The organism is Streptomyces sp. CAI-85 (genome assembly GCF_013363615.1).
GTDB lineage: Bacteria > Actinomycetota > Actinomycetes > Streptomycetales > Streptomycetaceae > Streptomyces > Streptomyces antibioticus_B.
The window spans coordinates 57,203-75,791 of the sequence record NZ_JAANNX010000013.1 but is presented as its reverse complement, the minus strand read 5'-3'; the positions used below and the strand labels follow the sequence as shown (position 1 = coordinate 75,791).

The window sequence follows — 18,589 nt, the reverse complement described above, 5'->3', positions numbered from 1 at the left end:
GGAGTTTCCCACCCGCACCACCCGTGCGGGTTCCTTGATCAGGTGCGGGTTTCTCGATGGGCGACTCGCCGTCGGCGGCTGCGGGTTCCGTCGGTCGTGCGGGTGGCTTGGGCGGGTGTGGGGTCAGGCGTGGACTCGGGTTGGTTCCGGGGGTGGGGCCGTGGGGATCGGGGGGGTTGGGGGGTGGGGGCGGCGGAGCGGGACGTGGGTTGTCAGCCAGGTGGTTGCCGCTGTCGTCAGGCCCAGGGTCAGGAGGAGCCAGGACGTGGTGCGGAGGGGGGACGTCAGGGTGTCGTAGACCGCTGCCGTCACCGCGCGGTGGGACGGGTCGGGGAGGTCGGTGAGGGTGAGGTGGCGGCCGATCGCGACGGCGAGGGCGAGGAACGCGCCGCCGAGCGCGGTGCCCAGCGCTGTCGCGGTGAGCGCGCGGCGGCGGCACGCGGCGACGGCGATTCCCGTGACCGCGAAGAGGACGGCCGCCGCGGGCAGCCAGTAGGAGGCGATGTCGAGCACGTGGTAGCCCTTTCGCAGGGCGGGCAGTTCGTCGGGGGGTACCAGCACCACTTCGCGGTGTTCGACCGGGAAGCGGTCGGCGAAGGGCACGTGGTCGGCGGCGAGACGGTCCCGCAACGGGGCGGTGACCGAGGCCAGATCGAGGGTGGCGGCGCGCTCGTCGTCGGTGCGCAGGGCCCGGAGGACGGCGGTGTGCGCGGCCGTGTTGGCCGCGTCCCACGCGGCGCGGAAGGCCGGGGTGCCGGTGAAGGAGCGGACCGCGTCCCGCACCAGGTCCCGGTCCATACCGGAAGCCTGGGCCAGATCATCACCGACCGTGTCCGCCACGGCGTCGCGGACCGCGGGCTCGGAGGCCAGCGGCGCCACCGTGGTGACGTACCGTCCGGTGTGGCCCAGGCCGTGCACCGCCCAGACCGCCAGCGTGCCGAACGGCACCAGCAGGCAGGCCAGAGCGGTCAGGACGGCCGAGACGGCGGTCCTGCGGCTTCGGGACACCCGGTTTCGGGACACCCTCCCAGGCAACAGCCCCCCGCCGGACCGCGCGAGCGGTGCTGGGCCGCCCGGGTGCGAGGCGGCCCGCACCCCGTCGGAGCTGGGGTTTCGGGCCCTCCACACCGCCTCGGGTGGAGGCTTCACCCGAACGGGTGTTACCTGGTTCTGGGGAGAAGGAGGTCGATCATGCGCACCACTCCGGCCCTGCGGACTCTGGCCGCGGCCCTGCTCACCGGTGGCACCCTCGCCGCAACGGCGCTGGGCACCACCGCGGCGGAAGCTTCACCGACCACCTACACCGAAGGACACGGCAGCAGCGTGAACGGCGCCTCCGTACGAGGCACCGTCGTCTCCTCCACCAACCTCAGCCTGCGTCAGGCCCCCACCACCCACGCACCGCTGGCCGCTCAGCTCGCGCCGGGCAGCCACGACCGGGTGCGCTGCATGGTGAAGGGACAGAGCGTCAACGGCAACCCGTACTGGTACTGGATGATCGGCGCCGAGGGCTGGGCGTCGGCCGCGTTCGTCGACGTCGGCCGCGCGCACGTCCCGGCCTGCGACGACCCGTGCCCGCAGTGGAAGGACGGCCACTGGGTCAACTGGACCGACCCGTTCTGGAACGACGCGTGGAGCCTCGTGGCCTCCGGCTCGTTCAGCGTCTCGGGCTCCTTCGAGTTCAGCGCTTCCGGAACCTCGTCGGGCGGCTGGGAGTGGATCCCGGTCACCCGGTGAGTGGAGGGATGAGGGAACACATGGGCCCCGGCGTACAACGCCGGGGCCCATGTGGTGCGTGACCGTCGCCGCGGACGGTCCTAGCGGACGCGATGACCCTCCGCGTCCTCGTGCGTGTAGTAGCGGTAGAAGAGCACTCCGAAGGTGCTCGCGCCGATGGCCACGCCCATGCCCACCGAGCGCAGCACACTGGCACCGGTCTCGCTGTACAGGAAACCGAACGCGCAGCCCGCGAACGCCGCCCAGATCAGGGCGTGCACCTCCCGGATGACATGCGGGGCCAGCGCGTGGATGCCCATCCACAGCGCCGCGAACACGATCGCGCTCACGAAGCCGAGCAGGACGTTCCAGCCGGTGATGGCCTCGCCGGAGCGGTTGTTGGCCGCGACCCAGTAGCCGTAGATCAGCCCGAGCGTGACAGGGACCGCCCACGCCGCGATCCGGTGGGTCCGGTCGCTGAAGACGTCGGGTGTCCTGCCCGTCCGGGACGGTGCCCGCATCACGGGTGCCGCATGAGCCATGGGAGCACTCCTCTCTCCTCGCCCCCGGCTTCTCCTCGCCCCCGTCTCCCTCCCTGTCCTTCCAGGGCACACCTGGGCGGAGGCGGCGGCAAGTCGGATCCCGGGCCGGGTGCCCGGATGCGGCCGGTCCGACACCGTGCTTCGCTGACCACATGGAGGCCGGGGGCCACGACCCGCACGACCGCAGCCCGCGGGCCCGGGCCCGGAGCCGGGACGTCCTGCAACGCCATCAGCTCCTGCGGTTCCGGGGCCGCAGCGTCACCTGGCTGGTGCCGCTCGCCACGCTCGTCGCCATCGCCTTCACCGACTGGAACACCACCGGCGAGTTCCGGGTCGTCTCCTGGTGCGTGTTCGTCTCCGCCATCGCCGCCGCGCTGTGCGGGATGTGGACGACGATCCTGTTCGCGGTGCTCGCGCTGATCACCTACGTCGTCGCGGACGCCGCCTGGCCGGACCAGTACCGGGCCGGGCCCGCCGACTTCACGCTCGTCGTGATCGGCTCGATCCTGTCCGTCCTGGCCGCCGCGTTCCGGGTGCGCGGGGAGCGGCGGATGCTGCACATGATGGACATCGCCGAGACCACCCGCCGTACGGTGCTGCGCCCGCTGCCTCCCGTCTGGGGCGGCCTGGACCACGCGGCCGTCTATCTCGCCGCCGACGCCGAGGCCCGGGTGGGCGGCGACTTCTACGACATCCAGCCCGGCCCGCACGGCACCCGGGTGCTCCTCGGGGACGTCCAGGGCAAGGGGCTGGGCGCGGTGGAGGCGGCGGCCGCGCTGCTCGGCACGTTCCGGGAGGCGGCCTACCACGAGGAGGACCTCGCGACGGTCGCCGACCGGCTGGAGACGCGGATGCGCCGGCACCGGGTGCACACGACCGCGCTGGGGCGCGCCGACGGGGACCGCTTCGCCACCGCCGTCCTGCTGGGCTTCCCGCCGCACGACCGGACGTCCGTGCACATCGTGGGTTTCGGCCACGAGCCCGCGCTCGCCGTCGGCACCCACGGCGTACGGCGTCTGCCGTCCGGGGACGGTCTGCCGCTGGGCCTCGGCGACCTGGTCGGTCGGACGGCTCGGCCGGCCGTGCTGCGGGTGCGGATCGATCCCGGGGAGACGGTTCTCCTGGTCACGGACGGGGTGACGGAGGCGCGGGACGCGTCGGGGACGTTCTATCCGCTGAGCGACCGGCTCACGGAGGCCGTCGCCCGTGACCCGCGCACCGCCGAACCGGCCCGCCTGGTCACCCACGTCCGCGACGGCACCCTGCGGCACTGCCGGGGGCGGCTGGCCGACGACACGACGATCTTCGCGGTCCGTACGACGGGGCTCCCGCCGGGGCCGGAATCGGGGGCGGGGTGAGGGCGGGTTGACGCCGCGCTGATCCTGGGCCGACGCCTGGCTGATCCTGGGCGGCGAAGTTCCCGTACGGGGAGGTTTGCGGTCCTCGGGGCCCCTCGGCGCGGCGACAGCGGTTACGGTGCTGAGGTACGTGATCGACAGGGGGAGGGGATCATGCCCGGGACCGTGCTGCTGCTGGCGGCCTCGCCCGCGGGCAAGGGGTGTCTGGTGGACGCGGCGTCCGTCCTCCCCGTGCTCGCGGCCGTACCGCCCGCGATCCTGGCCGGCACCGACACCGCGAACGTGGTCGAGCTGGCCGATCCGCTGGAACCGCAGGCCGTGCTGACCCGGCTGCGGGCCGCCGCGGCGGCGCCGGGACCGCTCACGCTCTTCATCACCGGGCAGCTCCAGCTCGACCGCCGTCAGCACCTGCCGCATCTGGCGCTGGCCCGCACCACCGCCTCCACGGTCCGCTACACCGCCCTGCCCTGGCACTGGCTGCGCGAGGAGCTACGGCTGCGCACCCCGGGCACGACCACGCTGCTGGTCGACCTGCACGCCGACGCGGAGACCTGGGGCTGGCTGCGGGGGCACGTCCTGGAGTGCGGGCCGGGCGTCTCGGTCTACGGCAGGATCGCCCCGCCCCCGGCCCGCCGTACGGTCGCCGCCCCCACGTACATGAAGGCCCTGGCGACGATCCTCCGCAGCGGCGGCCGCCCTCCCCTGGACCACCTCCACCAGACGGCCCTGACCCGCATCGCCGCCGAGGGCGAGGTCGGGGACCTCCTCCTCCACGGCGGCACGGGGGCGGGGGGCTTCGCGGTACCGGTGACGTCTGCGCCGGTACCGGGCCGACCGACGTTCACAGGTGTACGGACGACTGCCGGCGAGCCGACGGGCGGTTCGGCGAACGGCGCCCCCGCGGCGGGTGGTCCGGCCCCGGGCACCCCAGCAGACGGCCTCGCGGCCGCCGGGGCTTCGGCTGCGGGCGTAGAAGCTCCCGCCACCGACGTCCCGCCCACGGCCCACGCCGCCGCCACGGGTGTCGGAGGCGCGGGCACTCCGGCCGCCGCGTCCGTTACCACTCCAACCGCCGGCGCTCCGGGCGGCGTTGCTCCCGCCGCCGGTGCTCCGGCCGCCGGTGGTCCAACCGCCGGTGGTCCAACCGCCGGTGCTCCGGCCGGTGTTGCTCCCGCCGTCGGCGTTCCGGCCAGCATTGCTTCCACCGCTGGCGTTCCGGCCGGCGTTGTTCCGCCCGCCGGTTCTTCCATGGCCGCGCCTTCCGAGCCCTGGCCCCCCGTCCCGGCCCGGCCCGCTGCCCCCGCCGGGCCTTCCGCCCCTGGACAGCCCGCCGCACCCGCCCGGCGTTCCGCCGAGGTGCGGGCCGTTGCCTCCGCGGGGAGTTCCGTCCCGGCCCAGCCCGTTGTTCCCGCCGCGGCTTCCCGCCCTGGCCAAGCCGCTGTCCCCGCCGGGGCCCCTGAGGCTTCCGTTCCTGGACAGTCCCCCGCACCCGCCCGGCGCTCCGCCGAGGCGCGGCCCGTTGCCTCCGCGGGGAGTTGCGTCCCGGCCCAGCCCGTTGTTTCCGCCGGGGTTTCCCTTCCCGTCCAAGCCGCTGTCCCCGCCGGGGCCCCTGAGGCTTCCGTTCCTGGACAGTCCCCCGTAGCCGCCCGGCGTTCCGCCGAGGTGCGGGCCGTTGCCTCCGCGGGGAGTTCCGTCCCGGCCCAGCCCGTTGCTCCCGCCGGGGTTTCCCTTCCCGTCCAAGCCGCCCCCGCCTCGGCTTCTCGCCCTGGCCGAGCCACTGCTCCCACCGAGCCCCCCGCCCCCGCTCGGGCCCCCGGCCCCACCCTCGCCGGCCTTGGTCAAGACCCCCTCGACCCCCACACCGCCATCGCCCTGGCCGTTCGCGATGGGCGGCACGTGGATGCCGATGCCCTTGCCGCGCGGTGTGAGGCCGCGGCTCTCGCCGCGTACGGGGGTGGGTCCGAGGCCGTCTTGCACTGGAGCGAGGTGCGGGCCGATCTCGCCATGTTCGCGGGGGACGCCGTGCGGAGTTGCCGGGCCTGGCTCGCTGTCGCCGCGGCGCGGCTGGACGCCGGGCAGGCCGTCGACGCGGCCGCGGTGGAGGCGGCCGTCGACCGGGCGCATCATCAGTGGGGCCGGGTCACCGACCCCGTGCGGGCCAGGGAGCTGGGTCCGGCCCTCGCCGAGCTGCGCGGGCGGGTGCCCGGCCGGCGCCGGGGTGCCCTGGACCATGTGCGGCGGCAGCTCAGGGAGTTGCAGATCCAGGGGTGAGACCCCACGCGACCTAGCGGTTCCGGTCCGGCTGCTGGGCCGTCGGGGGTGTCGTCGCCGTCGTGCCCACCGGTACCGCGTTCGCGGCCGTGACCAGGGCGGCGACGGCCAGGACGGCGGCGGCGACGGCCCTCGCGTAGCAGTGTCCCTCGGAGGCGGACGGGCGTCCGTGCACGGCAACCTCACAACGTCGATGTCGGCGGGTCCACAGCGGGCAACACTCGTGTGTTAAGCATGTTTAATTCGCCGTTTAACCTAGAGGCTGCGATAGTCCAACGGCAAGAGGCACCGGGGCAGTTGGGGGAGTCAAGGCGTGGCCGAGCGAGACGAACCGGAGGTCATAGGAAGGCGCGTGCAACAGCTCCGCGTCGGCCGTGGTCTCACCCAGCGGCAGTTGGCCGAACCGACCTACACCCCCGCCTACATCTCCACCCTGGAGGCCGGCCGGGTCCGCCCCTCCGACGAGGCGCTCAAGCACATCGCCGAACGCCTCGGCGTGGACTTCGAGGAACTCTCCACCGGCCGCTCCGCACGCCTCGTCACCGATCTGCGGCTGCGGCTCACCGAGGCCCAGCGCACCCTCGCCACCGGTGACGCCGAGGACGCCGCCCGCCAGTACGAGGCCCTGCTCACCGAGGCCCGCGCCAACGACCTCGCCGAGGAGGAGGCCACCGCGCTGCTCGGACTCGGGGAGTGCGGCATCGACACCGGCGACCTGGAGGCGGCCCGGGAGCACTTCGAACGCGCCGAGGCCCGGCTCGCCGACGCCCCCCTGCCCTGCCGGGTCCCCGCCCTGCGCGGCCGGGCCGTCGCCCACTACCTCGCCGGTGAACTCCGTTACTCCGTCTACCTCCTTGAATCCGCCCTCGACGAGCTGAACCGCGGCGGTCTCCACGACCCCGACGCGCTGCTCCTGCTCTACGCCTCCGTCATCGGCCCGTACATGGACATGGGCGCCCACGCCCGCGCCGCGCAGGCCGCCGAGTTCGCGCTCGCCCTCGCGCCCCAGGTCGCCGACCCCGCGCTCGTCGCCCGTATGCACCGCTCGGTGGCCCGCACCCTGCTCGCCGAGGGCCGGCTCGCCGAGGCCGACGCCTCCCTCGCCAAGGCCGCCGAGCTGTACCGGCAGCTCCAGCTCCGCACCGAACTCGCCAACTGCCACTGGATGCGCGGATACGTCTACGCCCAGAACGGCCAGCTCGCACTCGCCGAGGACGAACTGCGGCAGGCGCAGGAGATGCTGACCGCCACCCGCGCCACGCTCTACGGCAGCCAGGCCGCCGTGGAACTGGCCGACGTGCTGCACCGCCGCGGCAAGTCCGCGGAGGCCGCCGCGCTGCTTCAGCGGGTCCTCGGCGACCTCTCCTCCGAGCGCGGCGCCATGCACTCCGCCGCCGCGCACCGGCTGCTCGGCATCATCGCCGAGGACGCCCGGGACACGGAGGCCGCCGAGGAGCACTACGTCCGCGCCCTGAGCCTGCTGGAACGCGCCGGCGCGGCCGGTGACCTCGCCGACCTGTGCCGGCTGCTGGGCGATCTGCTGCGCCGTACGGGCCGGGTCGAGGCGGCCCTTGACGCCTACCGCACCGGCCTCGGCCACCGCACGGCCCCCGGCACCACCACCCTGGGCCCGGCACCGGCCCAGCCCCCGCTGTAGGACGCCCTCCGCCGGTACCGGACTGCGGCGCCGCACAGGCCGTTCTCCCGGAAAACCGGACCGGCGCACAGCCGACGGCACTAGCGTCCGCGTGTGCTGAACCAACGGGCGGTGGCCCTCGGACTGAGATCCGTCCTGCGCGCGCTCGTGTACGCCGTGCTCGGCGGGACGGCGCTCGTGGTCGTCGCGACGGTCGGCTCCGTGCTGGGGCCGGTGCTCGCGCTCGACCTGTACACCCCGCCCGTCGCCGCCTGGTGGACGGTGTTCACCGCGGTCGTCGTCCAGGGTGTGCCGTTCCTGCTCCTCGGTACGGTCGTCTCCGCGGCGATCGGCGCGTTCGTGCCCGAGCGGGTGTTCCGGCGGCTGCTCCCCCGCAGTCCGGCGCTCGCCGTGCCCGTCGCCGGGGTCGCCGGGGTGGTGCTGCCCGGCTGCGAGTGCGCGTCCGTGCCGGTGGCCGGGAGCCTGATGCGGCGCGGGGTGGCCCCGGCGGCCGCCCTCGCGTTCCTCCTCTCCGCGCCCGCGATCAACCCGGTGGTGCTGGTCGCCACCTCCCTCGCCTTCCCGGGGCAGCCGGAGATGGTCCTCGCCCGGCTGCTCGCCTCGCTCGGCACGGCCGTGGTGATGGGCTGGCTCTGGGCCCGGTTCGGGCGGGAGCGGTGGCTGCGGATCCCCGGCCGCGAAGCCCCGCACACCACCGGCGTCCGGGCCTTCGCCGACGGCCTCCAGCACGACTTCCTGCACGCCGGGGGCTTCCTCGTGCTCGGCTCGGCGGCCGCCGCCACCTTCAACATCGCCGTACCGCGCGCGGTCCTCGACGTGTTCACCGGCTCCGCGTGGCTCGCCGTCCCGCTGCTGGCGCTGCTCGCCGTGGTGCTGTGCGTGTGCAGCGAGGCCGACGCGTTCGTGGCGGCCTCGCTCAGCGCGTTCCCCGCGACCGCGCGGCTGGCGTTCATGGTGGTGGGGCCGATGGTCGACCTCAAGCTCGTCGCCCTCCAGGCCGGCACCTTCGGCCGGGCCTTCGCGGTCCGGTTCGCGTCGGTGACGTGGGTGGTGGCGGTGGCGTCCAGCGCGCTCGTGGGCTGGTGGCTGCTGTGAGGCGGTACGGCGGCCCGTTCCTGCTGCTCCTCATCGGGGCGGCGGTCCTGCGGGTGACTCTCTTCGGGAACCTGTATCTGCGGTACGTCCAGGCGGGTCTGCGCCCGTACCTGATCGCGTCCGGCGCGGCGCTGATCCTGCTGGCCCTGACCACGGCGGCCCTCCGCCCCGCCCACACCCACTCCCACGGCGGCTCCCGGCTGGCCTGGCTGCTCACCCTCCCCGCCCTCGCCCTGCTTCTCTTCCCACCACCCGCCCTCGGCTCCTACAGCGCCGACCGCGAGGCCGCCCGGCGGGCCGCGCAGGGGGTCGGCACCTTCCCGGCGCTGCCCGCCGGGGACCCGGTCACCCTCACGGTCGCCGAGTACGGCTCCCGCGCGGTCTACGACAGCGGCCGCTCCCTCAAGGGCCGCACCGTCCGGCTGACCGGCTTCGTCACCCGCGACGACGACGGCACCTGGTACGTCACCCGCCTCGTCGTCTCCTGCTGCGCCGCCGACGCCACCACGGCCAAGGCCGAGATCCGAGGCACGCCCGCCCCACCCACCGACACCTGGGTCACCATCACCGGCACCTGGCACCCCAAGGGCACCCTGGGCTCCCCCACGGCCTGGCCACCCGTACTGAACGCGAAGACGGTCACGAGGGTCCCGGAACCGACGAACCCGTACGAGAAGCCGTAGTCCCGCGCGCGGGGGCCGATCCGCTCTTCCCGTCGGGGCCGGGGCTGTTGGGCCACGTGCCCGCCAGGGGTTCCGCCGGGCTCACGCCGCCAGGAACGGGGCCCCGTCGGGGCTGCCGGGGGCCATGGCCCGGCACGTCCCGCTCCCGACGCCCGGCGGCTCACCCCGCCAGCGGTGCCGTCGGGCCACCCCCGCACCTCCGGCGCGCCCGCCCGTCGCGGGCAGCCGGCACCCGCACGTCACGATCGCCCGGCCCGGACGTCGCGTGCCCACCGTGCCCTGCGGCGGACGAAGGCGGGGCGGGTCGGACCGCGTTCCGGCGCCGGCCCGGACGCCGCCCGTCCCCCGGCGCCTCGCGGGCGGACGGCGGAGGGTCCCGTCGGACGACGTCCGGCAAGCCTGCCCCGTTTCGGGTGCCGCGCCCCCGCGGGCGGAGCGGCGTGGACAGCGCCCCGTGCCGCCCGGCCCCGGCCGGCTGCGCCCCCACCTCGCGATCGCCCGCACCGGGCGCCGCAGGCTCCGCCGTGCCCCCGTGGGCGCGCCGCCGCTCGCAGGACCCCGCCCCCGTCCGGTTCCCGCCCGTCGCCAGGGGTACCCGGCACGCGGACGCAGAGGTGGTGATGGCCGTGGGTGATCGGGTCTCCGAGGTGGTTGCCGAGGAGACGCGGGGGGTGGCGCCGGGTGAGGTGCCCGGGCGGTTGTGTGTGGCCGCCGTGCGGTTGTTGCCCGTGGCCGGGGCGGGGGTGGCGTTGTACGGGGCCGGGGTGCCGTTGCCGCTGGGGGCGAGCGGGGTGCGGGCCGCCGAGTTGATGGAGCTGGAGGGCACCCTCGGCGACGGGCCGTGTCTGGAGGCCGCGCGGACCGGGGCGGCCGTCTTCGCGACGGATCTCTCCGGTGCCCGGGACACCGCCCGCTGGCCGCTCTACGCCCACCAGGCGACGGCCGCCGGCGTCGGTGCCGTCTACGCGCTGCCGCTGGGGGACGGCACCGTCTGCGTGGGCACCCTCGATCTGCACCGGGACACCCCCGGCGAACTGGCCGCCGGTGAGGTGCGGACCGCGTGGTCCGTGGCGGGTGTGATGACCGCCGCGCTGGTCGCCCTGCCGTTCGGGGAGGAGGGGGGTGGGCCGTGGTCGAGCCCGCAAGCCATGGACCACGACCAGATTCACCAGGCCGTCGGGATGGTGATGGCACAGCGCGGCGTCGGTCCCGAGACCGCGCTCGATCTGCTGCGCGGTCACGCCTTCGCGCGTGGCCGTACGGTGCCGGCCGTGGCCCGCGAGCTGCTCGCCCGCCGTCTGCGTCTGGACCCCGACTGAGACCCGGACACCCCCGGAGTCCTCAGACCTGTACCCGCCCCTGCTTCCGCACGTCCGCGAGCCGTCGTACGCCGAGTTGGACCGCCGCCTGGGTGGCCTCGTTCGGTACGTCGCCGAGGCCGCCGTTGGTCAGCGCGAACGCGTCCTCGCCGGCGCGGACGGCGGCCACGTCGAGGGTGAGGGCGGTGGGCTCGCCGTCGGGGTTGTCCTCGGTGGTGGCCCAGTTCGTCAGGGAGATTCGGAGACCCTGGCGGGCGTCGCCGACCTCGGGTAGCGGCAGTTCGGAGACCTGCACGTCGAGGACGGTGTCGTGCGGCGCGCGGGCGGTGAAGCGGGCGCAGGTGCCGGGCAGGGTGCGCAGCCAGGCCAGCGCCCGGTCGGCGTCGGCGGGCCGCCGGTCGGCGAGCTGGTAGCGGAGCTGGGCGCCGGTGACGGGGTCGTCGAGCCCGACGGCCGCGCGCGCCGGTGCGCCGAGCAGTTCGTCGGTGTAGAGCGCGTCGAGCAGCTTCCGGCACTCGGGCGCGTCGGTCGTCGCCTTCAGCAGTTCGTCCCGCCAGGTCGCGGCGCCGCGCGTCGGGGTCCAGGGGGCGCCGAGGTCGGTGTCGGTGATGAGCGCCTCCCGCGCCTGCGCCTCGGTGAGCACGGACGGGGTGGTCGGCGCGACGGACCGGCCGGGCGGGGCCGAGGTGGTGGGCGCGGCGGGCGTCGCGGTCGGCGGGTGTTCGAGGCCGAGGGTGGCGCAGCCGGTGAGGGGGGTGAGCAGTCCGAGGGCGACGCAGGTGAGGAGGGTGCGACGGGTCATCGGGGCTGCCTCCTGAAGCGCGCGCGGACGGGGGCGTACGGGCACGGGCCCGTGCGCGTGCTCTCACCGCAACACCACCCGCCCGACCTGACCAGCGCGGCGGTCCGTACGGGTTACGGCCGTTGCTGCGGGCGGTGGAAAACGAGCGGCGCGCATAGGGTCGGCACGACGGCACTGCGCCTCTTTGGACCGTGCACGGCAGAAGGAGCCCCAGGTGAGCGACGACCGGCCCGTCCCCGTGATCATCGACTGCGACACCGGGGTCGACGACGCCCTCGCCCTGCTGTTCGCCGTACGCCATCCGGGTCTTGACCTGCGGGCGGTGACCTGTGTGGCCGGCAACACGGACGTGGCCGGGGTGGTCCGCAACACGCTGACGGTCCTGGAGATCGCGGGCGCCGGGGACGTCCCGGTGGCCCGCGGCGCCGAACGCCCGCTCATCGAACCGGCCCGCTCGGCCCGCCATGTGCACGGCGAGGACGGCATGGGCGACATCCCCGGTCTCCCGGCGCCGGCCCGCGCCGCCGCGGACGTGGACGCGGTCACCCTGCTGCGCCGCGAGATCCTCGCCTCTCCGCACCCGGTGACGCTGATCCCGACGGCCCCGCTGACGAACATCGCGCTGCTGCTGCGCACCCATCCGGAAGTCACCCGCAACATCGAGCGGATCGTGTTCATGGGCGGCGCGGTGGCCACCGGGAACGCCACGCCGGTCGCGGAGTTCAACGTGTGGCACGACCCGGAGGCGGCCGCGATCCTGCTGACCGCCGGGGTGCCGATCACCATGTACGGCCTGGACGTCTTCCAGCGGGTCACGGTCCCCGGCGCGGACGTGCGCCGGCTGCGGGCGAGCGCGGAGCCGGGCGCCCGGCTGGCGGGCGACCTGCTGGCCCACCGCCCTTCCGCCCCCGAGCCGGACGGCGACGATCCGCGGGGCGGTCTCGGGGACGCGGGCGCGGTCTGCGCGGTCGTCGACCCGGCGGGTCTGACGACGGCCGCGCTGCCGGTGGAGGTGTCCCTCGCGCCCGGCCCGGCCCGCGGGCAGACGGTCGTGGACCGCCGCCCCCGTCCCGGCGAGGACGAACTCCACCACGGCACCCGGGACCGTCACCTGGTGGACGTGGCCCTGGACGTGGACGTAGAGCGGTACGTGAAGCTGTACCTGGCCGCGGTCGAGGGCCGTCGCCCCTGAGACACGTCGACGCCCTCCCCCGCGGTGGGGGAGGGCGTCGAAAGGGCGTTACGCGCGGTTCGCCTTGCGGCGGCGGGTCGCGACGACGATCGCCGCTCCGCCGATCAGCAGCGCCGCGGCGCCACCGGCGATCACCGGGGTGTTGCTGTCGGCGCCGGTCTCCGCGAGGCCACCGCCGCCGCCGTTGGGCGTCGGCGCGGGCGCGTCACCGGACTCGCTCGGCGTCGGCGTGGCCGGCTGCGACTCCGAGGGGGACCCGGAGGGGGTGTCCGACGGCGTGTCGGACGGGGTGTCCGAGGGGGTCTCGGCGGGCGGCTCCGACGAGGACGGCGCCGAGGGCGACTCGTCGTCGGCCGGCGGGGTCGTCGGCGGCTGCTCGGTGACCGTGCAGTCCTTCGTCCCGCCGTTCCAGGCGGCGATCAGCTTGTCCTTGATGACCGGCCGGTCCGGACCCTTGGGCAGCTCGCCGTGCTCGAAGCCGTCCTGCGCGTCGAGCTTGCCGTCGAACTTCACGGCGCCCCGGTAGAGGTCGATCTGCGCGAAGCAGCCGGCGTCCGGCACGGAGATGTCGAGGGTCTCGGTCTTGCCGGGCTTCACGGTCACCGAGTCGAAGTCCACGAACACCTGCTCGCCGGAGGTGGCGAAGGTGGCGCCGTGGGCGAGGTAGGAGGCCAGGGAGGCGGTGCAGCCGTCGGCGCGGTGCGCGGTGCGGACCGCGATGTGGACCTTGCCGTCCTCACCGGGCTTGAGGTTCTGGTCGTCGACCCGCACGGAGTCGAAGAAGTTCTTGCCGTCGAGCGAGAACTGGCAGCGGTCGGTCGCCGTCTCGGTTCCCGCACCGGTGCCGGGCTTGTAGTGCCCGCCTGACTTCCAGCCGTCCCCGCCCGGGGTGCCGTGGGCGAAGGCGCCGGAGGCGGCGGCGACGGAGGCGGCGCAGAGGGTGAGCGTCGCGGCGCTCGTCCCCAGCAGGCGACGCACGGTGACACGACTCGCTATGGACATGCGGATCCCATCTTGGCGAATGCCAGGGGTGATTGGTCAGATCACAGGAAACACGGGGCCCAGGATGCACAGGCGCCACGATGTGCGCTCATCGTCGTGTCCTGGACAACCGGCTGTCAACACGAGCCAAACGCCGGGTGGTTCAAGTTTTCCTCACGTTTTCATCACGTGCGGAACGATTCACTCCGCAGCGTGCGGACGTTCGCTTTCCCGGCAATGTGGACAGTCTTCTCCCCATGGCACTTCCCAAGGCAGATCCGAAGACGCTTCCACTCACCGACCTGTCGTCCCGCGACCCCGACTGGTGGCGCCAGGCCGTCGTCTACCAGGTCTACCCCCGCAGCTTCGCCGACGCCGACGGGGACGGCCTCGGCGATCTGCGCGGTGTCACCGACCGCCTCCCCCACCTCGCCGCGCTCGGCGTCGACGCGCTCTGGCTCAGCCCCTTCTACCCCTCCGAACTGGCCGACGGCGGCTACGACGTCGCCGACCCGCGCGATGTCGACCCGCGCCTGGGCACCCTCGCCGACTTCGACGCGCTCGCCGCCGAGGCCCACCGCCTCGGCCTGAAGGTGATCGTCGACATCGTCCCCAACCACACCTCCCACCAGCACCCCTGGTTCCAGGAGGCCCTGGCCGCGGGACCCGGGTCCCCGGCCCGCGAGCGCTACGTCTTCCGTGACGGACGCGGTCCGTCCGGTGAACTCCCGCCCACCGACTGGCAGTCCGTGTTCGGCGGCAGCGCCTGGCACCGGGTCCCTGACGGCCAGTGGTACCTGCATCTCTTCGCCCGCGAACAGCCCGACCTCAACTGGGGCCTGGAGGAGGTCCGCGAGGACGTCCGCACCACCCTGCGCTTCTGGGCCGACCGGGGCGTCGACGGCTTCCGCGTCGACGTCGCCCACGCCCTCGCCAAGGACCTCGCCGAACCGCTCCGCGACCTCGGCCCCCTCACCGGCGAGAACGCGCTCGCCGAACTCCCCCCGGGCACCCACCCGTTCTACGACCGCGACGAGGTCCACGAGATCTACCGCGACTGGCGCCGCGTCCTGGACGCCTACTCCCCGCCCCGCACCGCGGTCGCCGAAGCCTGGGTGCCGGGCGCCCGCCGCGCCCTGTACGCCCGCCCCGACGAACTCGACCAGGCGTTCAACTTCGAGTATCTCCAGGCCCCTTGGGACGCCGAGGCGATCCGCCGGGTCGTCACCGACTCCCTCGCCACGGCCCGCGCCGTCGGCGCCTCCGCCACCTGGGTCCTCTCCAACCACGACGTCGTACGCCACGCCTCCCGCCTGTCCCTGCCGCCCGGCACCGACGAGAACGCCTGGCTGCTCGCCGACGGCCGCACCCCGCCCCTCGACGACCTGGCCGGCCTGCGCCGCGCCCGCGCCGCCACGCTCCTGATGCTGGCGCTGCCCGGATCGTCGTACGTCTACCAGGGCGAGGAGCTGGGACTGCCCGAGGTTGCCGATCTGCCCGTCGAGGTCCTCCAGGACCCGGTGTGGGAACAGACCGGGCGCACCCGCAAGGGCCGCGACGGCTGCCGGGTGCCGCTGCCGTGGACGACGACGGGACCCTCGTACGGCTTCGGCGCGGCCGGGGCCTGGCTGCCGCAGCCGCCGTCCTTCGCGCGCTACGCCGTCCAGGCGCAGGACGGCGTGGAGGGCTCGACCCTGGAGTTCTACCGCACGGCCCTGCGGCTGCGCCGCAAGCTGCTCGACGGCGAGGAACTGGTCTGGCACCCGGACACCCCGGCGGGAGTGCTGGCCTTCGCCCGCTCCGACGCCTGGCGCTGTGTCGCCAACCTGTCGGCCGCGCCGGTGCCGCTGCCGCCGGGGGAGGTGCTGCTGAGCAGCGCGCCCCTCGGCGACGACGGACATCTGGAGCCGGACACCACGGTGTGGCTGGCCTAGGGCCCGCCCCCGGCCGTGCTACTGCTTCTGGTTCACCGCGGCGCTCAGGTCCAGGGGCGTGGACGTCGCGGTGGGCGGCGCGGTCAGCACGACCTGCGGCTGGCCCGCGGGCGGGGCCGGCGGGGTCATGTCGGACTGCGGCAGCTTCGGCGGGGTGGTCTGCTGGAAGATCGTCGAGTCGTAGTCGACCAGACCGGTCTTCTCCATCACGGTGATGTGGTCGAGCACGGTGTCGTTGGCCTGGTCGGCGAGGGCGCGGACCAGGCTGTTCTTGGTCGTGGACCGGACCTTGGCGATGGTGTTGAAGATCGAGCCGTGCGTCATCCGCAGGATGTTGGCGAAGTCGACGTCGAACTGCTTGCCGCTCTCCGCCTTGAGCTGGACGACGAACGCCTCCTGCTGCGGGCTCGCCACGTTGGGCAGCGTGATGTTCAGCATCGGCGCGATCTTGCGGGTGCTCTCGTCCAGTGCCGCGTGCCCGTCGATCAGATGCTCACTGGCGGTGCGGACTTCCTTGCTCTGCCCCTTCTGGAGCCCGACCTGGCCCAGCGGGTACTCCCACAGACCGGCCGCCCGCACCTTCACCACGAAGTCACGGTCGCCCTCGGTCAGCGGGCCCCACTGGGTGTTGGCGATGATCCTGTCGTTCGAGGACGACACGGTGTCCAGTCCGAGCATCGACGGGTACGCGAGCGCGGCCAATGTCAGAGACATGGCTCCACCCACGAAGATGGTTCCCATCGTGTTCCGCGAAAGTGGCACCGTTCCTCCTTGGTCCGGTCGGCGAGCAGGCCGGTGGAGGGTCCCCGGCGTGGTCGGACATCGAGAAGTACGGACGGGAACCTCGTGTGATTCACAGGGAATCGTAAAAACTTGTCGGGACGTGCGGAAGCGCGGGGTCGCCGGGGTGACCGGGGGCACGACGAGGGGGAATGAAATGGCCGGATTGACCGGAATCACGTACTACCCCGTGAAGGGGTGCGCGGGGGTCACGCTCACGGAGGCGGCGGTCACCCCGACCGGACTCACCGACGACCGCCGCTACGCCGTCGCCGACGGGAACGGCGAGCTGCGCTGGCAGGGCGCGGATCCCCGCCTGGCCCTCGTCGCCCCCGAACTGCTCGACGGCGAACTGACCCTGCGCTTCCCGGGCCATGAGCCGGTGCGGGCCGGGCACGACGACGTCGACGCCTGGCTCACCCGGGTCCTGGGGCGGCCGAGCCGGCTGATCCGGCCGCCGGCCGGCAACCACGGGCGGCTGCACGTCGTCTCCCGGGCCAGCCTCGACGACCTCAACGCCCGGCTGACCGCGGCCGGTTCGGACCCGCTGCCGATGAACCGCTTCCGCCCCAACCTCGTGATCGACGGCTGGGAGGCCCCGCACACCGAGGACGAGGCGTCCGTGCTCACCGTCGGCGGTGTCGAACTGGCCCTCACCGAGCGCACGGTGCGGTGCGCCGTCACCATGGTCGACCAGGAGACCGGCCGCAAGGCGGGCCCGGAGCCCCTGCGCACCCTGGCCGGCCATCGTCGGGCCGACGGCGGGGTCGTCTTCGGCGCCTACTTCCGGGTGCTGCGGCCGGGGAAGGTGTCGGTGGGGGACGAGGTGGGCGTCCGGGCGTGAGCGGTCGGCCTCATGCCCTTCCTCAGGTGCGGGCCCGCACTCAGGTCCGGGCCCGCGCGAACTCCTTCAGGAACAGCGCCTCCACCTGCGCCATGTGCTCGATCTCGCCCGGGTCGACGCTCTCGTCCGGGGCGTGGATCAGACAGCGCGGCTCCTCCACGCCCATGAGGATGATCTCGGCGCGCGGGAACGCCGCGGACAGCACGTTGCACAGCGGGATCGACCCGCCCTGGCCGAGGAACGCGAGCGGCTTGCCGTAGACCTGCCGGACCGCCGTGGCCAGCGCGGCGTAGGCGGGGCCGTCGGTCGCGGCGCGGAACGGCGAGCCGCTGCCCTCCGGTTCCACGGTGACCCGGGCGCCCCAGGGCGCCGCCTCGGTGAGGTGCCGGACGAGGGCCGAGGTCGCCAGGTCCGGGTCCGTGCCCGGCGGGATCCGCAGGCTGACCCGGGCCCGCGCGGTGGCCGGGACGGCGGCCGCCGAGCCGACGACCGGCGGGCAGTCGATGCCGAGCACGGTCACGGCGGGCCGCGCCCACAGCCGGTCCGCGACCGTGCCGGTGCCGGTGAGGGTGACGCCGTCCAGGACCCCGGCGTCGGCGCGGAACTGCTCCTCGTCGTAGCCGACGCCGGGCCAGCGGCCGTCGCCGTCCAGGCCGGTGATCCGGGTCGAGCCGGTCACCGGGTCGCGCAGCGTGGACAGCATCTGCACCAGGGCGGCCAGCGCGTCGGGCGCGGGCCCGCCGAACATGCCGGAGTGGATCTCGCCGCGCAGGGTCTCGACGGTGACGACGACGGTCGTCAGACCGCGCAGGCTGACGGTGGCGGTGCCGGTGCCCACCTCCGCGTTGCCGGTGTCGCACACCAGCAGCGCGTCGGCGAGGAACTGCTCGGGGTGCTCGGTGACATACGCCTCCAGACCGCCCGTGCCCTGCTCCTCCGAGCCCTCGGCGACGAACTTCACGCCCACCGGAAGGTCGTCGCCGAGCGCGCGCAGCGCCGTGAGGTGCATGACGATGTTGCCCTTGCAGTCGGCGGCGCCCCGCCCGTACCAGCGGCCGTCGGGCCGTTCGGTGAGGGTGAACGGCGGGCTCTTCCAGGCGGCCTCGTCGAGCGGCGGCTGCACGTCGTAGTGGCAGTAGAGCAGCACGGTGGGCGCGCCGGGCGGGGGCGGGCGGTGGCCGAGGACGGCGTGGCTGCCGTCCGGGGTCTCGGCCAGGTGGACGTCCCTGAGCCCGGCGTCGGTGAAGGCGTCGGCGACCCAGCGCGCGGCCCGGACGCACTCCTCCGGCGGGTACTGGCGGGGGTCGGCCACCGAGGGGATGGCGACGAGTTCGGCGAGGTCGGCCTTGGCGCGGGGCATCAAGGCGGCGATCTTCTCGGCCAGTTGACCGTTTCCGGACGGTTCGCTCATGGTC

17 protein-coding genes are annotated in these 18,589 nt (G+C 74.4%); 10 read left to right on the top strand and 7 right to left on the bottom strand.

Annotation, left to right across the window (positions count from 1 at the left end):
* Nucleotides 1-123: 123 nt before the first annotated feature.
* Nucleotides 124-1,008, bottom strand: coding sequence for a hypothetical protein (locus tag G6W55_RS17590; RefSeq protein ID WP_175521787.1), 885 nt, complete (start codon nucleotides 1,006-1,008; stop codon nucleotides 124-126).
* Nucleotides 1,009-1,191: 183 nt separating this feature from the next.
* Here G6W55_RS17590 and G6W55_RS17585 point away from each other — a divergent pair, with 183 nt between their 5' ends.
* A complete protein-coding gene (locus tag G6W55_RS17585) occupies nucleotides 1,192-1,737 on the top strand; it encodes an SH3 domain-containing protein (RefSeq protein ID WP_175521786.1) in 546 nt (181 codons plus the stop codon).
* An 80-nt stretch (nucleotides 1,738-1,817) separates the two neighbouring features.
* On the opposite strand, the gene G6W55_RS17580 is transcribed toward G6W55_RS17585, so the two are convergent.
* Nucleotides 1,818-2,258 carry a hypothetical protein gene (locus tag G6W55_RS17580; RefSeq protein WP_175521785.1) on the bottom strand — a complete coding sequence of 147 codons (441 nt, stop codon included), beginning with the start codon at nucleotides 2,256-2,258 and terminating at the stop codon, nucleotides 1,818-1,820.
* A gap of 152 nt (nucleotides 2,259-2,410) precedes the next feature.
* Between G6W55_RS17580 and G6W55_RS17575 the strand changes: the two genes are divergently transcribed.
* Both G6W55_RS17575 and G6W55_RS39580 read left to right on the top strand, forming a co-directional pair.
* Complete coding sequence (locus G6W55_RS17575; protein ID WP_175521784.1) at nucleotides 2,411-3,616, top strand: PP2C family protein-serine/threonine phosphatase; 1,206 nt, start codon at nucleotides 2,411-2,413, stop codon at nucleotides 3,614-3,616.
* 153 nt (nucleotides 3,617-3,769) lie between these two features.
* The gene (locus G6W55_RS39580) at nucleotides 3,770-5,887 is read left to right on the top strand and encodes a hypothetical protein (RefSeq protein WP_375372455.1); all 2,118 of its coding nucleotides are present in this window, start codon (nucleotides 3,770-3,772) and stop codon (nucleotides 5,885-5,887) included.
* A 13-nt stretch (nucleotides 5,888-5,900) separates the two neighbouring features.
* On the opposite strand, the gene G6W55_RS17560 is transcribed toward G6W55_RS39580, so the two are convergent.
* Nucleotides 5,901-6,062: a hypothetical protein gene (locus tag G6W55_RS17560; RefSeq protein WP_167797224.1), complete on the bottom strand. Its 162-nt coding sequence runs from the start codon at nucleotides 6,060-6,062 to the stop codon at nucleotides 5,901-5,903.
* Between the two features lie 138 nt (nucleotides 6,063-6,200).
* Between G6W55_RS17560 and G6W55_RS17555 the strand changes: the two genes are divergently transcribed.
* The 4 genes from G6W55_RS17555 to G6W55_RS17540 all read left to right on the top strand — a co-directional run bounded on the left by G6W55_RS17555 (nucleotide 6,201) and on the right by G6W55_RS17540 (nucleotide 10,641).
* Entirely contained in the window at nucleotides 6,201-7,544 is a 1,344-nt protein-coding gene (locus G6W55_RS17555; RefSeq protein WP_175521783.1) for a tetratricopeptide repeat protein, read from the top strand.
* A gap of 93 nt (nucleotides 7,545-7,637) precedes the next feature.
* On the top strand, nucleotides 7,638-8,639 hold the full coding sequence (locus G6W55_RS17550) for a permease (protein ID WP_309243748.1): 1,002 nt from the start codon (nucleotides 7,638-7,640) through the stop codon (nucleotides 8,637-8,639).
* Nucleotides 8,636-9,322 carry a TIGR03943 family putative permease subunit gene (locus G6W55_RS17545; RefSeq protein WP_175521877.1) on the top strand — a complete coding sequence of 229 codons (687 nt, stop codon included), beginning with the start codon at nucleotides 8,636-8,638 and terminating at the stop codon, nucleotides 9,320-9,322. The genes G6W55_RS17550 and G6W55_RS17545 overlap by 4 nt, the downstream gene beginning before the upstream one ends.
* A gap of 620 nt (nucleotides 9,323-9,942) precedes the next feature.
* Complete coding sequence (locus G6W55_RS17540) at nucleotides 9,943-10,641, top strand: GAF and ANTAR domain-containing protein (RefSeq protein WP_175521782.1); 699 nt, start codon at nucleotides 9,943-9,945, stop codon at nucleotides 10,639-10,641.
* Nucleotides 10,642-10,663: 22 nt separating this feature from the next.
* On the opposite strand, the gene G6W55_RS17535 is transcribed toward G6W55_RS17540, so the two are convergent.
* Entirely contained in the window at nucleotides 10,664-11,443 is a 780-nt protein-coding gene (locus G6W55_RS17535) for a hypothetical protein (protein ID WP_175521781.1), read from the bottom strand.
* Between the two features lie 214 nt (nucleotides 11,444-11,657).
* On the opposite strand from G6W55_RS17535, the gene G6W55_RS17530 reads away from it, so the two are divergent.
* A complete protein-coding gene (locus G6W55_RS17530; RefSeq protein WP_175521780.1) occupies nucleotides 11,658-12,635 on the top strand; it encodes a nucleoside hydrolase in 978 nt (325 codons plus the stop codon).
* Between the two features lie 48 nt (nucleotides 12,636-12,683).
* On the opposite strand, the gene G6W55_RS17525 is transcribed toward G6W55_RS17530, so the two are convergent.
* On the bottom strand, nucleotides 12,684-13,637 hold the full coding sequence (locus tag G6W55_RS17525) for an LAETG motif-containing sortase-dependent surface protein (RefSeq protein WP_175521779.1): 954 nt from the start codon (nucleotides 13,635-13,637) through the stop codon (nucleotides 12,684-12,686).
* A gap of 236 nt (nucleotides 13,638-13,873) precedes the next feature.
* Here G6W55_RS17525 and G6W55_RS17520 point away from each other — a divergent pair, with 236 nt between their 5' ends.
* Entirely contained in the window at nucleotides 13,874-15,550 is a 1,677-nt protein-coding gene (locus tag G6W55_RS17520; protein WP_175521778.1) for a glycoside hydrolase family 13 protein, read from the top strand.
* Between the two features lie 18 nt (nucleotides 15,551-15,568).
* Here G6W55_RS17520 and G6W55_RS17515 read toward each other — a convergent pair whose 3' ends face one another.
* Nucleotides 15,569-16,276 carry a DUF4142 domain-containing protein gene (locus G6W55_RS17515; RefSeq protein ID WP_175521875.1) on the bottom strand — a complete coding sequence of 236 codons (708 nt, stop codon included), beginning with the start codon at nucleotides 16,274-16,276 and terminating at the stop codon, nucleotides 15,569-15,571.
* A gap of 211 nt (nucleotides 16,277-16,487) precedes the next feature.
* Here G6W55_RS17515 and G6W55_RS17510 point away from each other — a divergent pair, with 211 nt between their 5' ends.
* Nucleotides 16,488-17,174, top strand: coding sequence for an MOSC domain-containing protein (locus G6W55_RS17510; protein WP_175521777.1), 687 nt, complete (start codon nucleotides 16,488-16,490; stop codon nucleotides 17,172-17,174).
* Between the two features lie 40 nt (nucleotides 17,175-17,214).
* Here the strand turns inward: G6W55_RS17510 and G6W55_RS17505 are convergent, their stop codons facing one another.
* Entirely contained in the window at nucleotides 17,215-18,585 is a 1,371-nt protein-coding gene (locus tag G6W55_RS17505; protein WP_175521776.1) for a dipeptidase, read from the bottom strand.
* Nucleotides 18,586-18,589: the final 4 nt, after the last annotated feature.

What these genes read in the sequence shown, in the direction of transcription:
- G6W55_RS17585 (WP_175521786.1), top strand. Translation starts at nt 1,192, where the DNA reads ATGCGCACCACTCCGGCCCTGCGGACTCTGGCCGCGGCCCTGCTCACC.
- G6W55_RS17580 (WP_175521785.1), bottom strand. Translation starts at nt 2,258, where the DNA reads ATGGCTCATGCGGCACCCGTGATGCGGGCACCGTCCCGGACGGGCAGG.
- G6W55_RS17575 (WP_175521784.1), top strand. Translation starts at nt 2,411, where the DNA reads ATGGAGGCCGGGGGCCACGACCCGCACGACCGCAGCCCGCGGGCCCGG.
- G6W55_RS39580 (WP_375372455.1), top strand. Translation starts at nt 3,770, where the DNA reads ATGCCCGGGACCGTGCTGCTGCTGGCGGCCTCGCCCGCGGGCAAGGGG.
- G6W55_RS17540 (WP_175521782.1), top strand. Translation starts at nt 9,943, where the DNA reads ATGGCCGTGGGTGATCGGGTCTCCGAGGTGGTTGCCGAGGAGACGCGG.
- G6W55_RS17535 (WP_175521781.1), bottom strand. Translation starts at nt 11,443, where the DNA reads ATGACCCGTCGCACCCTCCTCACCTGCGTCGCCCTCGGACTGCTCACC.
- G6W55_RS17525 (WP_175521779.1), bottom strand. Translation starts at nt 13,637, where the DNA reads ATGTCCATAGCGAGTCGTGTCACCGTGCGTCGCCTGCTGGGGACGAGC.
- G6W55_RS17520 (WP_175521778.1), top strand. Translation starts at nt 13,874, where the DNA reads ATGGCACTTCCCAAGGCAGATCCGAAGACGCTTCCACTCACCGACCTG.
- G6W55_RS17510 (WP_175521777.1), top strand. Translation starts at nt 16,488, where the DNA reads ATGGCCGGATTGACCGGAATCACGTACTACCCCGTGAAGGGGTGCGCG.
- G6W55_RS17505 (WP_175521776.1), bottom strand. Translation starts at nt 18,585, where the DNA reads ATGAGCGAACCGTCCGGAAACGGTCAACTGGCCGAGAAGATCGCCGCC.